The following is a 13,465-nucleotide window of genomic DNA, read 5'->3' on the forward strand; positions in this document are numbered from 1 at the left end:
GAATGTGCGGCCGTCGCGTTCCACCGCATCCCGCCGGTGATAGGAGGTCTTGCGTATCCGCGGCGTGAGGTGGTGAGGACCGGATGCGCACCCGCTCCTTCCCGCCGCCCGGCCGCACCCGCGCGGGTACGGGCGCGGCGGACGACAGCGCCGGGCGAGTCTCTCCCGCACTGCGCCTCGCCGCCGCCTACGCGTGGCGGCTCATCGTCGTGGGCGTCGCCGTGTACGCCGTGTTCGCGGTGCTCGGGCGGTTCCACCTCGTCGCGGTGGCGGTGTTCCTCGCCCTCGTGATCACCGCTCTGCTGCGGCCGCTGGTCGGCCTGCTCGACCGGTGGATGCCCCGTGCGGCGGCCGTCGCCCTCGGCATGGCCGGGAGCCTGCTGGTGTTCCTGGCCGTGCTCTCGCTGGTCGGGGAGGGCGTGGCGGGGGAGTGGCCGCTGCTGCGGCGCGAGTTCGGCGGAGGCGTGGCGAGGATCGAACGGTGGCTCGAGGGCCCGCCGTTGCGCGTACGGCCCGAGGCGCTCTCGGACCTCCAGGGCCGGATCATGAGTTTCCTGTCGAGCCACCGGACGACGCTGATCAGCACCGCGCTGACCGGCGCGGGGCGGGCCGTGGAAGTCCTCACCGGCCTGGCACTGGCGCTGTTCTGCTCGGTCTTCTTCGTCCACTCCGGCGACCGGATGTGGCGGTGGCTGCGCGGCCAGCTCCCGGTGCGGCTCCGCCGCCCGGTGGAGCGGGCGGGGGCGGCCGCCTGGCGGACGTTCACCGGGTACACGCGCGGCATCGTGCTCATCGCGGCGGTCAACGCCACCCTCGTCGGCATCGCGCTCTTCCTCCTCGGGGTGCCCCTCGCGCTGCCGCTCGCCCTGCTGGAGTTCTTCGCCGCCTTCGTCCCGCTGGTCGGCTCGCCCGTGGCACTCGCCGTCGCGGCGGTGGTGGCCCTGGCGTCGCAAGGGCCGCTGGTCGCCGGGGTCGTGGTGCTCCTGATCGTCGTGATCGGGCAGATCGAGGGGCATGTACTCCACCCCCTCGTCATGAGCTGGGCGGTACGGCTGCACCCCGTGGTCGTGGCCCTCTCGGTGGTGTGCGGCGGTATCGCGGCGGGTGTGCTGGGCGCGGTCGTGGCCGTACCGCTGGTGTCGGTGGTGTGGTCGGTGTACGGCGTGCTCCGCAGACCGCTGCCACCGGTGTGACCCGCGTCCGTCCGCTACCCCGGCGTGGCTCCGGCCTGCCGCGCGCTATCCCTGCTCCCGCTCCTCCAGGAGCCCGGACACCGCTGCCAGATAGCCGAGTTGGGCCCGGCTGCGGCTGCCGAGGCGGGTGGAGATCTGCGCGATGTACTCCTGGCAGCGGCGGACGCTGATGCCCAGTTGCTGGGCCGTCACCGCGTCCGTGTCGCCCGCGACGACATGGCGCAGGATCGCCAGGCCCAGGTCGTTGGAGATCTGGGACGTCCTGCGGTCGCGTGTGGGCGGTGCGAAGGGCGTCGCCCGCAGCCACGCCCGCTCGAAGAGGTCCACGAGGAACGCCACGACGGCGGGGGAGCGGATCTCCACCGCCGTGCTCCGGTCCGTACGACCCAGCGGGCCGGGAATGAAGGCGAGTTGGCGGTCGAAGACGATGAGCCGGTCGAAGCTCTCGTCGAGGGTACGGACCTCCGCGCCCTGCTCCTGGATCGTCCGTACGAACTCCTGGGTCGCCGCGCTCGCGCGGGCGGAGTGCTGGTAGATCGTGTGCATCCGCACCCCGCGCGCCAGCATGGAGGAGGTCGCGGGCAGCGACTCCGCCAGAACCTCCTGAGGGCGCCCGCCGCCGGGCTGGCAGGTGAGCACCTCGGAGGCGCAGTCCTGGGCGGCGGCGCGGATCGATTCGTTGATGTTCGCCAGGCCCGTGTGCTCGACGAGCGCGCCCCGGCTCGCGCCGAACTGCTCGCGGTACGCGGCCTCGGCCGGGGCCAGGGCCGTACGGATCCGGCAGATGCGCTCGACCGCCTCCTGCGCGTCCCGCATCAGGTCGGCCACCAGCGTGCTCTGTGCCGCGGCGGGGTTGACCGGTTCGTAGCGGCCGCCGGGCGTGCGCGGGGCGGCCAGCAGTCCGAGGCGCACCAGCCGTTCGAGGGCGCCCGCGTCGGCCTCGCCGGGGCAGGTGCTGCCGAGGTCGAGGGCCGCGCGGTAGACGCGGAGGTCGTCGTCCCCCAGCGTGTAGTCCGCCGACGCGGATCCGGGTGGCTCCCCCTGATCCGATTCCGGTGCGCCGTCCCCCGGTTCGTGTTTCTGCACGGACAATTCACGACCCCCTCGCGGCCTTGAGGCTAGCCATCAGGAACAGAAAGCATCAAGTGGGAAATCCGTCCACTTCGTGGACTTCTCCGGCTCACGATGCGGGCACCTTCCCACCCCCTGTTGCCGACCGCAAGGAGCTTCGTATGCCCCGCAGCCTGTACCGATTCGCGATCGCCGGTGCCCTCGCCCTGGCCGCGGTGACGGGCCTGACCGGAGCGGTGGGCGGCGGCCCGGGGGACATCGGATGGATCGTCGTCGGCACGGGCGTGACGGGTCAGGCGTGAGCCTGTCGGACGCGGCCGGCCGGATCTTCGGATTCCGGCCCGCCCGCGCCGACCTCCAGGAGACTCCCGCCCGTCCGCGTGGTGAGGACTCCGACCTGATCGACTTCGCCTCGGGCGAGCTGGACTTCGAGCCGCCGGCCTCGCTGCGCCGCGCCCTCGCCGCCGCGCCCGGCGGGCCGACCCACCGCCGCACCGGCACCGCCGGACTGCACGAGCTGCGCGTCGCGCTCGCCGCACGTGTCACCCGCACCCGCCGCGTCGTCTGCGCGCCGTCGCAGGTACTGGTGACCGCGGGCGCCCGGCACGGCCTGCACCTCGCCTGCCTGGCACTCCTCAACCAGGGCGACGACGTGCTCGTACCGCAGCCCGCCTGGGGCACGTTCATGGCCCAGATCCGGCTGGTCGGCGCGAACCCGGTGGGCCTCGACACCCGGGACACCGGCTTCGTCCCCACCGTCGAGGGACTGGAGGCGCTCCGCACCCCGCGCACGCGGATGATCGTCCTCAACACCCCCAACAACCCCACGGGCGCGGTGTATCCGCCCGAGCGGCTGGCCGAGATCACCGAGTGGGCCGTACGGAACGACCTGTGGATCCTGTTCGACGAGTGCTACGGGGACCTGGTGCTGCCCGGCGCCGAGCACACCCACCCGGTCCACCTCGTCGCCGGGGCACGCGACCATGTCGTCAGCTTCGGCTCGTTCTCGCAGTCCTTCGCGGTGCCCGGCTGGCGCGTCGGCTGGGCCTACGGGCCGGAGCGCGTCGTCTCCGCCCTGGCCGATCTGCAGCACCACACCACGTCGAGCGCCGGCAGCGCCGTCCAGCACGGCGTGCTGCCCGCGGCCCGCGGCGAAGAGGACGCGTTCCTCTCCGAGATCCGCGCCGTCCTGCGCCACCGGCACGGACTCGCCCGCGGCCTCATCGCCGAGCTTCCGCACGTCACGGCCCCCGACCCGCAGGGCGCGCACTATTTCCTCCTCGACGCGCGGTCCCTGCTCGGCCGCACCCTGTACGGCACCCGCCTGGACACCGCCGACGACTTGGCCGGCGCCCTGGTCGACCACGCGCAGGTCGCCCTCGCGCCGGGCACGGCGTTCGGCGCGGAGGGCCGGCTGCGGCTGTCGTACGGACTGCCGGACGACCGCATCGAGGAGGGGCTGGGCAGGCTGGGGGAGGTGCTGGCGGAGGTGGAGTGACGGCACCGGCCGGTCCCCCGACGACCGGCCGGCGCCCGGGTCCTACGGATGGCCGGTCCCCGGTCGGCGCCCGGGTCCTACGGATCGCCGATCCCCGTGCGGCGCCCGGGTCTTACGGATCGCTGACGCCGGCGCCGCAGCCGTCCCGCCGGTGCCGTGCCCCTCCTACGATCCCCGCCATGCCCACCCCCACCCCTGCCTCCACCCCCTCCTCCACCGGCCCCCCCGTCATCGCCAGGGTCGCCCTCGCCGCGGGCGCGCCGCTGCTGCTCGCCGTCGTCGGCCTGGCGCACCCCCAGTCGCTCACCCGGGACACGGCCGCGCACTGGACGACCCTGCACATCTGGCTGCTGCCCGTCTTCCCGCTGCTCGCGCTCGGCGTGGTGGTGCCGCTGTGGGGGCGGCGTCCCGGCCGGGACGCCGCCGGGCTCGCCACGCTGATCGCCTGGGCGGGCGCCTTCGGCTACGCCGCCTTCTACACCGGTCTGGACGCGGTCGCCGGCATCGCCGCCGGCACGGTCCGGCAGCACGCGGGCCCGGGTGTCCCCGCCGGCGTCGTCCACCCCCTCTACCGGACGGGCGACGCCCTCGGCTCAGGCGGTGCGTACGCGCTCGGCGTCGCCGTCGTCGCCGCGTCCCTCGTCCTCTTCCCGCGCCACGGGGTCCGGGTGCTGCCCGCCACAGCCGTCCTGCTGCTCTCCTGCTGGTCGTTCACCGACAGCCACATCTTCTGGCCGCGGGGCGTCGTCACCATGGCGGGGTTCGCGGCCGGGTTCGCGTCGCTGGCGGCTCTCGCGGCGGTCGCCGAGCGCAATCCGAGACCGGAACGCAATCTCCGGCATCCGGGCGATCAGGCAGAATCGGGCTCATGACGAGCCCCGACCACGCCGCCACCCCCGAGCCCGCGCCCCGGCAGGAGGAGCCGCAGTACGCCGACCGCATCTACCGCTCGCCCGCCGGGATCACCGGGGGCGTATTGCTGCTGGCGCTCATCGGCTGGCTCGGCATCGACGCGCTGGTTCGCGGAGAGGGCCGCACTCCGTGGCTGGCGCTGGCCGCGATGCTGCTCGTCGTGCCGGTGGTCGTGGCGTACACCGTGCGGCCCGCGGTGTTCGCGGGCTCGCGCAGGCTCCGCGTGCGCAACCCGCTGCGCACCATCACGCTGCCCTGGGCCTCGGTGGAGGACCTGCGGGCCGCGCTCACCAGCGAGGTCTTCGCGGGCGACCGGAAGTACCAGCTCTGGGCGATCCCGGTCTCCCTGCGGGGGCGCAAGAAGGCCGCGCGCCAGGCGGACCGGATCGCGGCCCAGGACACCTACGGCACGGAGGCGCAGAGCGACGGACGCCTGGCGCCCGGCGACCAGGCCCTGGTCGAACTGCGCGAACTCGCCGACCTCCACGGCGGGGACAAGGAGGCGCAGGACGAGCCGGTGGTCCGCTGGGCGTACGAGATCATCGCGCCGTGCCTGGCCGGGGCGCTGCTGCTGGCGGTCCTCCTCGCCACCGGCTGAACCGCTCCTCGTTCCTGCTCCTCGTTCCTGCTCCTCGTTCCTGCTTCCGCGGGGGCGCGGAACGCCACCGCCCTCCGTCGTCCGCCGTGCTGCGGGCGGGAACGGAGGGCGGTCGGGGTGCGTCCGGGCGCCGCGGTCAGATTCCGGCGGCGGCCGCCACGTCCCGCTTCAGCTCGGCCAGGACCGTACGGGCCGTCGCCCGCGCCCTGTCCAGGTCGTCCTGGCCGCCGACCGGGACCACGGCCTCCAGGTAGCACTTGAGCTTCGGCTCCGTGCCGCTCGGGCGCACGATGACGCGCGCCCCCTCCACGCCCCGGTCGTCGTCCCCGGCCAGCAGATACCGCAGGCCGTCCGTCGGCGGCAGCCGGTCGGTGCCCTTGGACAGGTCCTCGCCCGAGGTGACGGTCAGCCCGGCGAGCGAGGCCGGAGGCTCGTCGCGCAGCCGCTCCATGGCCGCCGCGATCCTGGACAGGTCCTCGACGCGTACGGAGAGCTGGTCCGTGGCGTGCAGGCCGTACTCGACGGCGATGTCGTCGAGCAGATCGAGCAACGTACGGTCCGTCTGCTTCAGTTCGGCGGTCAGTTCGGCGACGAGCAGCGCCGCCGAGATGCCGTCCTTGTCGCGGACGCCGCCGGGGTCGACGCAGTAGCCGAGTGCCTCCTCGTACGCGTAGCGCAGCCCGTCCACGCGGGCCAGCCACTTGAAGCCGGTGAGCGTCTCCTCGTACGGGAGTTCCGCCGCGGCCGCGATCCGGGAGAGCAGCGAGGAGGAGACGATCGTCGTCGCGAACGTGCCACCGGCCCGCTTGTGCACGAGGTGGGTGGCGAGCAGCGCGCCCACCTCGTCGCCGCGCAGCATCCGCCAGCCCGCCTCGGCGGAGGGATCCGGCACGGCGACGGCGCAGCGGTCGGCGTCCGGGTCGTTGGCGATGACGATGTCCGGGCGCTCGGCGCGGGCGGTCGCGAACGCGAGGTCCATCGCGCCGGGCTCCTCCGGGTTGGGGAACGCCACGGTCGGGAACGCCGGGTCGGGGTCGGCCTGCTCGGGCACGACGACGGGGGCGGGGAAGCCGGCGCGGGTGAAGGCGGCGACGAAGGTGTCGCGGCCCACGCCGTGGAGGGGTGTGCAGACGACGCGGACGTCGCGCGGTGTGCCCTCGGTCAGCGCGGCGTCCGTACGGGCCACGTACGCGTCCACGATCTCCTGGCCCAGCGTCTCCCAGCCCGTGTCGGGCCGCTCCACGTCGTTCAGGCTTCCGACCGCGGCGATCTCCGCGGCGATCTCGTCGTCGGCGGGCGGCACGATCTGCGAGCCGTCGCCCAGGTAGACCTTGTAGCCGTTGTCGCGCGGCGGGTTGTGGCTGGCGGTGACGGCGATGCCCGCGACCGCGCCCAGGTGCCGGACGGCGAAGGCGAGGACGGGGGTGGGCAGCGGGTGCGGCAGCAGTGCGGCGCGCAGCCCCGCGCCGGTCATCACGGCGGCGGTGTCCCGCGCGAAGTCGGCGCTCTTGTAGCGCGCGTCGTAGCCGACGACGACCAGGCCCGGCCCGTCGCCGCCCTCCGCGGCGCCCTTCCCGCGCAGATACGCGGCGAGGCCGGCGGCGGCGCGGATGACCACGGCGCGGTTCATCCGCATCGGTCCCGCGCCCAGTTCACCGCGGAGTCCGGCCGTGCCGAACTGCAGCGTCCCGGCGAAGCGGTCGGCCAGTTCGGCCAGCGCCTCGGTTTCCGCCCCGTCCTCGACATCGGACGGGTCCACGCATCCGAGCAGCCTGACCAGTTCGTCGCGGGTCTCCGGGTCCGGGTCCTCGGCCAGCCAGGCGCGGGCCCGGCCCATCAGCTCCGCCGTATCGCGTGCCACTGCCACGGTGATGCGCTCCTGTGTCGGATTTCGCGGGTGCCGGATGTGTACCCGGCCCAGGGGAGGAATCTCGGGTGTACGGGCTCAGATCCGGCCGAGTACCTGCGCCAGGAGGCTGCCCATCCGGGACGCGGAGTCACGCCCGGCCTGGAGCACCTCCTCGTGGTTGAGCGGCTCGCCCGTCATGCCGGCGGCGAGATTGGTGACCAGCGAGATGCCGAGCACCTCGGCGCCGGCCTCGCGGGCGGCGATGGCCTCCAGCACGGTGGACATGCCGACCAGGTCCGCGCCCATGACCCGGATCATGTTGATCTCGGCGGGGGTCTCGTAGTGCGGGCCGGGGAACTGGACGTAGACGCCCTCTTCGAGCGAGCTGTCGATCTCCTTGCAGAGCGCGCGCAGGCGCGGGGAGTAGAGGTCGGTGAGGTCGACGAAGTTGGCACCGACGATGGGGGAGGTGCCCGTGAGGTTGATGTGGTCGCTGATGAGGACGGGCTGGCCTGGGCGCATGCCGGGGCGCAGACCGCCGCAGCCGTTGGTCAGTACGACGGTCTTGCAGCCGGCGGCGACGGCGGTCCGTACGCCGTGCGCGACCGCGGCGACGCCCCGCCCCTCGTAGTAGTGGGTGCGGCCGAGGAAGACCAGGGCGCGCTTGTCGCCGATCCGGTAGGAGCGCACCGTGCCCGCGTGGCCCTCGACGGCCGGCGGCGGGAAGCCCGGCAGCTCCGTGACCGGGAACTCGTGCTCGGGCGCCCCGAGTGCCTCGGCGGCGGGGACCCAGCCGGAGCCCATGACGAGAACGACGTCATGGGTGTCGGCACCGGTGAGTTCCCGCAGGCGGGCGGCGGCGGCATCGGCGTCGGGGGCGCCGGGGATGTCCGAAGAAACAGATGAGTTCACGCGCACGAGGGTAGCCGGTAATCGCCTACGCGCGTAGACGCACTTCGTACCGTGGACGCCCCGGCTCCGGCGGAAACCGGTTTCCGCCGTGCGGCGCAAGGAGCTCATGGGGTGCGGGACAAGATCCGCGCCAGGTGGGGCGCAAGGTTCGGCTCCGGTGACGGAGCGCGCGGGCGGGTCCGGATGCCGGGCCGCGTGACCGCATGCCGAGACGTTGGGACCGCTACGGCACGGCCTCACGCGCCGCCGGGCGGCCCCGCGGGGGAGCGGCGTCAGCAGGGCCGCTTGCGCAGCCCCATCACGTAGTCGTGCGGTGCGCCGGCCGACTCCGCCGCGTCGGCGATCTCGCCGAGGTAGCGCGCCGACGGCAGCCCGCCCTCGTAGCCGTTGAGGACGTACGTCCACGCCGTGACGTCGCCGTCCAGCGTGTGCACCCGCATCCGGGTGCGCCGGTAGATGGAGAGCCCGACGCCCTCCCAGCGGTCCATCGAGTCCTCGTCCATGGGCGCGATGTCGTAGAGCGCGACGAAGACCTCGGAGGCCGGCGCTTCGACGATCGTCGCGAGCGCGCCTTCCCAGCCCATCTGTTCGCCGCCGAAGGTCAGCCGCCAGCCGGAGAGCCAGCCCGTGCCGCGGAGCGGCGAGTGGGGTGCGCGGCGGGACATCAGCCGCGCGTCGAGGTTGCCGGCGTACGCGGCGTAGAGCGACATGTTTCGAGAGTACGGGAGTGGCTGCGGGGTTTCCCGGGGTGCCCGGTCGTACGGGGGACGCGCTCGGGCGCGGCGCGCACAACGGGCCCGCGCCGCCCGGCCGTCCGCCCGCCGCCCTGACCGGCGGGGCCGCACGCGGCACCCACGGACGCTCCGGGGGCGTCCGAACGCCATTCGAGCCCCCGCTGAGTAGCCCGGCGAGCCGTGCGGGACAATGGAGCATGTGACTCGGATCGTGATCATCGGTGGCGGCCCCGGCGGCTACGAAGCGGCGCTGGTCGGCGCACAGCTCGGCGCAGAGGTGACCGTCGTCGACCGCGACGGTCTGGGCGGGGCGTCGGTGCTCACCGACTGCGTCCCGTCGAAGACACTGATCGCCACGGCCGAGGTGATGACCACCTTCGACTCCTCCCACGAGGAGCTGGGGATCATCGTCGCGGACGACACCCCGTACGTGGACACGCCCGCGCGCATCGTCGGCGTCGACCTCGGCAAGGTCAACCGCCGCGTCAAGCGCCTCGCGCTCGCCCAGTCCCACGACATCACCGCGTCCGTGACCCGCGCGGGAGGCCGTGTCGTGCGCGGGCGCGGCCGGGTGGAACCGGCCCAGGCGCCCGACGGGTCGCGCCAGGTGACCGTGACGGCCGACGACGGCTCCCAGGAGACGCTGACCGCCGACGCCGTCCTCATCGCGACCGGCGCGCACCCGCGGGAGATCCCGGACGCGCTGCCCGACGGCGAGCGGATCCTCAACTGGATGCAGGTCTACGACCTCGATGAGCTTCCCGAAGAGCTGATCGTTGTCGGCTCGGGTGTGACCGGCGCCGAATTCGCCGGCGCGTACCAGGCCCTCGGGTCGCGGGTGACCCTGGTCTCCAGCCGTGACCGGGTGCTGCCCGGCGAGGACCCGGACGCCGCGGCCGTGCTGGAGGACGTCTTCCGGCGCCGCGGCATGAACGTGATGGCGCGCTCCCGCGCCCAGTCCGCCAAGCGTGTGGGCGACCGGGTCGAGGTCACCCTCGCCGACGGCCGCGTCATCAGCGGGACGCACTGCCTGATGGCGGTCGGCTCGATCCCCAACTCGGCCGACATGGGCCTGGAGGAGTCCGGCGTCCGGCTCAAGGAGTCCGGGCACATCTGGACCGACGGGGTCTCCCGTACGAGCGCGCCCGGCGTGTACGCGGCCGGTGACTGCACCGGCATCCTGCCGCTCGCGTCCGTCGCGGCGATGCAGGGCCGGATCGCGATGTACCACTTCCTGGGCAGCGCGGTCGCACCGCTGGACCTCAAGACCGTGTCGGCGAACGTCTTCACCGACCCCGAGATCGCCACGGTCGGTTACTCCCAGGCGGACGTGGACAGCGGGCTGATCGACGCCCGCGTCGTCAAGCTGCCGCTGCTGCGCAACCCGCGCGCCAAGATGCAGGGCATCCGGGACGGCTTCGTGAAGATCTTCTGCCGTCCGGGCACCGGCATCGTCGTGGGCGGCGTCGTCGTCTCGCCGCGCGCCAGCGAGCTGATCCACTCCATGGCCATCGCCGTCGACAACAACCTGACGGTGGAGCAGATCGCCAACACCTTCACGGTCTACCCCTCGCTGTCCGGCTCGATCGCCGAGACCGCGCGGCAATTGCACACGCGTAAGGCACAGCGCGAAGGCTGACCCGCTCTATACCATTCCGTGCCCTTGGTTGCGGCCAACTTCTGCCATTCGGCGCAAACTGCTGAAACAAGACGGTCGTTGGGGTTACTGTCAGTTTCGTGTTCGCTGCAGAACGTCGCCAATTGATCCTCGAAATGGTGCGAGCGAACGGGGCCGTGTCGCTCCGTGAGCTCGCCCGCGTCGTCCAGACCTCAGAAGTGACCGTACGGCGAGACGTGCGCGCGCTGGAGGCAGAAGGACTGCTGGACCGCCGCCACGGCGGTGCGGTGCTGCCGGGCGGCTTCACCAGGGAGTCCGGCTTCCCACAGAAATCCCATCTAGCGACCGCCGAGAAAACGGCGATCGCCGACCTCGCGGCCGGACTCGTCGAAGAGGGCGAGGCGATCGTCGTCGGGGCGGGGACGACCACGCAGGAGCTGGCGCGCCGGCTCGCGCGGGTGCCGGGCCTGACGGTGGTCACCAACTCCCTGCTCGTCGCCCAGGCGCTCGCCCACGCCAACCGCGTCGAGGTCGTCATGACCGGCGGCACGCTGCGCGGCTCCAACTACGCGCTGGTGGGGAGCGGAGCGGAGCAGTCCCTCCAGGGGCTGCGGGTCTCCCGTGCCTTCCTCTCCGGCAGCGGGCTGACCGCCGAGCGCGGGCTGTCCACGTCCAACATGCTGTCGGCGAGCGTCGACCGGGCGCTCGTCCAGGCAGCGGGCGAGGTCGTCGTCCTCGCGGACCACACGAAGCTGGGCACCGACACCATGTTCCAGACGGTGCCCACCGATGTGATCACGCGACTGGTCACGGACGAGCCGCCGCTCCACGACGACCGCGCCGCCACCGAGTTGCAGGCGCTCGCCGACCAGGGCGTGCAGATCGCCGTCGCCGGTCCGGGCGCGGCGGCTCCGGGGCCGTCCGGCTCCGAGGGAAACGGTCCGGCAGCGCGCAGCCCGCGCCGTATGGGCCCGCCCGGGGCGAAGAACGGCGATGAGCTGCCCTTGCCGGGCCAGCGGCGGAACCATCCGCCGGGGCACGGCGGTCCCCAACTGCGCAGCGCCGGCGGCCTGGCGGAGCAGCAGGCCGCGATGAGCAACGGCAGGGTCGCGGACCTCTCGCCGCGGCGCAGATAACCGCCCGCGCCTCACCCGTGGACCGGCCCGGCGGGTCGGGGGACCAGCCGGTCCGGGCAGGGCGCACGCCGGACGGAACGGTGCGCGGTAGGACGGTTGCGTGGCCGAGCGGTCGGCCGTGCTGACGTGGCCGGATGGTCGGCCGAGTTCATGTGGCAAGGGTGGTAGGCCGTGCCGGGTGCTCCCGCGGGAGCAGGTCTTCTACGGGCCCCCGTGGCCCCGGGGTCACCGTGGCGTCTCGCCCGTCGGCTTGAGTCCGGTGAGCGTCAGGGTCAGCAGCCGGTCGGCCAGTGCCGGATCGTCCGGGCTCTCCTCGACGGCCAGCGCGATGGCATTGGTGAGCTGCATCAGATCGCCGATCTCGACCTCCGGCCGCACGACTCCGGCCTGTTGCGCCCGTACGAGCAGTGCGCTGCCCGCCTCGCGCATCGGCACACTGCACCGTGACAGGGCCGAATTCGCGTCATGTGAGGCGCTCATCAGCGCTCGCGCCAGGCCGCGGTAGGTACTGGCGTGCGCGATGATCGCCCGTAGCCACACCACGAGCGCGCCGCACGGCTGCTCGTCCTCCAGCAACTCCCGCGAGCGCGCCAGCAGTCCGTCGACCTCGCCCTGGAAGACGGCGCACATGAGGGCGTACCGGTTCGGGAAGTGACGGTAGAGCGTTCCGATGCCCACGCCGGCGCGCTTGGCGATGTCCTCGAGCGAGGCGTCCGTGCCGTGCGCGGTGAAGGCGGCACGTGCCTCGGAGAGCAGCCGCTCGTAGTTCCGCCGCGCGTCGGCCCGCATGGGGCGTACGGGGGCCTGCTCCGGGTCGCGGGGCTCCCGCGCGGCCGTGCGTTCGGTCTCCGTCGCCATCGCCCGTCCTCCGTCCCGTCCCTGCCCGGCTCACGTTGCGTCCAGCATGCCACCGCCATCCGGAGGACGCCTCCGACCGGGTCCGAACGGGTGGACACCCCGGCCCGGCCGCCCAGCCACGGGGTGTCCGGAGTCCGCAAGCACGGAACGAACCCGCGACGACCCCGGGGAACGGCTCGCGGAGCGAACTCGAGGAACGGCCTGCGGGAACGCCCGCGGGGCCCCACCGCACAACGGTGGGGCCCCGCGGTTCTCACGATCCGGGTCGGCCGTCGCAGCGGCCGGCCGTGGGTCCTGAGGTCGTCAGTCCTTGATCTCGCAGATGACCGCGCCCGAGGAGATGCCGGCGCCGACCTCGGCCGTCAGGCCCTTGATCGTGCCGGAGCGGTGCGCGTTCAGCGGCTGCTCCATCTTCATGGCCTCCAGGACGACGATGAGGTCGCCCTCCTGGACCTCCTGGCCGTCCTCGACGGCGACCTTGACGATGGTGCCCTGCATCGGCGAGGCGAGGGCGTCGCCGGAAGCGGCGGAGCCGGCCTTCTTGGACGCCTTGCGCTTGGGCTTCTTGGCGCCCGCCGCGGCCGGGGCCGCGGAGACACCGAGCGAGGACGGCAGGGAGACCTCGAGGCGCTTGCCGCCGACCTCGACGACCACGGTCTCGCGGGTCTCGCCCTCCGCCTCGTCCGACTCCGGGACGGCGAACGGCTTGATCTCGTTGACGAACTCGGTCTCGATCCACCGGGTGTGGACCGTGAACGGTCCGGTGGAACCGCCCAGTTCAGGGGCGAACGCCGGGTCCACGACCACCGCGCGGTGGAAGGGGATCGCCGTGGCCATGCCCTCCACCTGGAACTCCGCCAGGGCGCGGGCCGCGCGCTGCAGCGCCTGCTGCCGGGTGGCGCCGCTCACGACGAGCTTGGCCAGCAGGGAGTCCCATGCCGGGCCGATGACCGAGCCGGACTCGACACCCGCGTCCAGACGGACGCCTGGTCCCGCGGGCGGGTCGAAGAGGGTGACGGTGCCGGGGGCGGGGAGGAAGTTGCGGCCGGGGTCCTCGCCGTTGATGCGGAACTCGAAGGAGTGGCC

Annotated in this window: 13 protein-coding genes; 7 read left to right on the forward strand and 6 right to left on the reverse strand. The window is 73.3% G+C overall.

Annotated elements, in window-relative coordinates; translation table 11 throughout:
* Positions 1–83 precede the first annotated feature (83 nt).
* Positions 84–1,193 (forward strand): AI-2E family transporter, encoded by a 1,110-nt coding sequence (locus ABZ822_RS17820; protein WP_360854141.1) that lies wholly within the window; start codon positions 84–86, stop codon positions 1,191–1,193.
* Between the two features lie 45 nt (positions 1,194–1,238).
* Here the strand turns inward: ABZ822_RS17820 and ABZ822_RS17825 are convergent, their stop codons facing one another.
* Positions 1,239–2,279 carry a hypothetical protein gene (locus tag ABZ822_RS17825; RefSeq protein ID WP_360854144.1) on the reverse strand — a complete coding sequence of 347 codons (1,041 nt, stop codon included), beginning with the start codon at positions 2,277–2,279 and terminating at the stop codon, positions 1,239–1,241.
* Positions 2,280–2,425: 146 nt separating this feature from the next.
* Here ABZ822_RS17825 and ABZ822_RS17830 point away from each other — a divergent pair, with 146 nt between their 5' ends.
* From ABZ822_RS17830 to ABZ822_RS17845, 4 genes are all read left to right on the forward strand, one after another.
* Positions 2,426–2,566, forward strand: a complete 141-nt coding sequence (locus ABZ822_RS17830; protein ID WP_360854147.1) for a hypothetical protein — start codon at positions 2,426–2,428, stop codon at positions 2,564–2,566.
* Entirely contained in the window at positions 2,563–3,762 is a 1,200-nt protein-coding gene (locus tag ABZ822_RS17835) for an aminotransferase class I/II-fold pyridoxal phosphate-dependent enzyme (RefSeq protein ID WP_360854150.1), read from the forward strand. Before ABZ822_RS17830 ends, ABZ822_RS17835 begins: the two co-directional genes overlap by 4 nt.
* A gap of 179 nt (positions 3,763–3,941) precedes the next feature.
* Positions 3,942–4,634, forward strand: coding sequence for a hypothetical protein (locus tag ABZ822_RS17840; protein ID WP_360854153.1), 693 nt, complete (start codon positions 3,942–3,944; stop codon positions 4,632–4,634).
* Complete coding sequence (locus ABZ822_RS17845; RefSeq protein ID WP_360854156.1) at positions 4,631–5,272, forward strand: PH domain-containing protein; 642 nt, start codon at positions 4,631–4,633, stop codon at positions 5,270–5,272. Before ABZ822_RS17840 ends, ABZ822_RS17845 begins: the two co-directional genes overlap by 4 nt.
* A gap of 136 nt (positions 5,273–5,408) precedes the next feature.
* Here the strand turns inward: ABZ822_RS17845 and ABZ822_RS17850 are convergent, their stop codons facing one another.
* The 3 genes from ABZ822_RS17850 to ABZ822_RS17860 form a co-directional block, all read right to left on the reverse strand.
* Positions 5,409–7,109: a phospho-sugar mutase gene (locus ABZ822_RS17850; protein ID WP_360854238.1), complete on the reverse strand. Its 1,701-nt coding sequence runs from the start codon at positions 7,107–7,109 to the stop codon at positions 5,409–5,411.
* Between the two features lie 108 nt (positions 7,110–7,217).
* A complete protein-coding gene (locus tag ABZ822_RS17855) occupies positions 7,218–8,033 on the reverse strand; it encodes a purine-nucleoside phosphorylase (protein WP_360854159.1) in 816 nt (271 codons plus the stop codon).
* Positions 8,034–8,305: 272 nt separating this feature from the next.
* The gene (locus ABZ822_RS17860; RefSeq protein WP_360854162.1) at positions 8,306–8,743 is read right to left on the reverse strand and encodes a gamma-glutamylcyclotransferase; all 438 of its coding nucleotides are present in this window, start codon (positions 8,741–8,743) and stop codon (positions 8,306–8,308) included.
* Between the two features lie 214 nt (positions 8,744–8,957).
* On the opposite strand from ABZ822_RS17860, the gene ABZ822_RS17865 reads away from it, so the two are divergent.
* The gene (locus tag ABZ822_RS17865) at positions 8,958–10,406 is read left to right on the forward strand and encodes an NAD(P)H-quinone dehydrogenase (protein ID WP_360854165.1); all 1,449 of its coding nucleotides are present in this window, start codon (positions 8,958–8,960) and stop codon (positions 10,404–10,406) included.
* Positions 10,407–10,504: 98 nt separating this feature from the next.
* Positions 10,505–11,521 carry a DeoR/GlpR family DNA-binding transcription regulator gene (locus tag ABZ822_RS17870; RefSeq protein WP_360854168.1) on the forward strand — a complete coding sequence of 339 codons (1,017 nt, stop codon included), beginning with the start codon at positions 10,505–10,507 and terminating at the stop codon, positions 11,519–11,521.
* Between the two features lie 225 nt (positions 11,522–11,746).
* Here the strand turns inward: ABZ822_RS17870 and ABZ822_RS17875 are convergent, their stop codons facing one another.
* Positions 11,747–12,310, reverse strand: a complete 564-nt coding sequence (locus ABZ822_RS17875) for a TetR/AcrR family transcriptional regulator (RefSeq protein ID WP_360854241.1) — start codon at positions 12,308–12,310, stop codon at positions 11,747–11,749.
* Positions 12,311–12,682: 372 nt separating this feature from the next.
* Positions 12,683–13,465, reverse strand: a 783-nt coding sequence (locus ABZ822_RS17880) for a biotin/lipoyl-containing protein (RefSeq protein WP_360854171.1), incomplete at its 5' end; no start/stop codon positions are given.

It is taken from the genome of Streptomyces sp. NPDC047108 (assembly GCF_040643575.1).
GTDB lineage: Bacteria > Actinomycetota > Actinomycetes > Streptomycetales > Streptomycetaceae > Streptomyces.

Coding starts and splice junctions, on each gene's coding strand:
- ABZ822_RS17820 (WP_360854141.1), top strand. CDS start 84: ATGCGCACCCGCTCCTTCCCGCCGCCCGGCCGCACCCGCGCGGGTACG.
- ABZ822_RS17830 (WP_360854147.1), top strand. CDS start 2,426: ATGCCCCGCAGCCTGTACCGATTCGCGATCGCCGGTGCCCTCGCCCTG.
- ABZ822_RS17865 (WP_360854165.1), top strand. CDS start 8,958: ATGGAGCATGTGACTCGGATCGTGATCATCGGTGGCGGCCCCGGCGGC.
- ABZ822_RS17845 (WP_360854156.1), top strand. CDS start 4,631: ATGACGAGCCCCGACCACGCCGCCACCCCCGAGCCCGCGCCCCGGCAG.
- ABZ822_RS17850 (WP_360854238.1), bottom strand. CDS start 7,109: ATGGGCCGGGCCCGCGCCTGGCTGGCCGAGGACCCGGACCCGGAGACC.
- ABZ822_RS17860 (WP_360854162.1), bottom strand. CDS start 8,743: ATGTCGCTCTACGCCGCGTACGCCGGCAACCTCGACGCGCGGCTGATG.
- ABZ822_RS17840 (WP_360854153.1), top strand. CDS start 3,942: ATGCCCACCCCCACCCCTGCCTCCACCCCCTCCTCCACCGGCCCCCCC.
- ABZ822_RS17875 (WP_360854241.1), bottom strand. CDS start 12,310: ATGCGGGCCGACGCGCGGCGGAACTACGAGCGGCTGCTCTCCGAGGCA.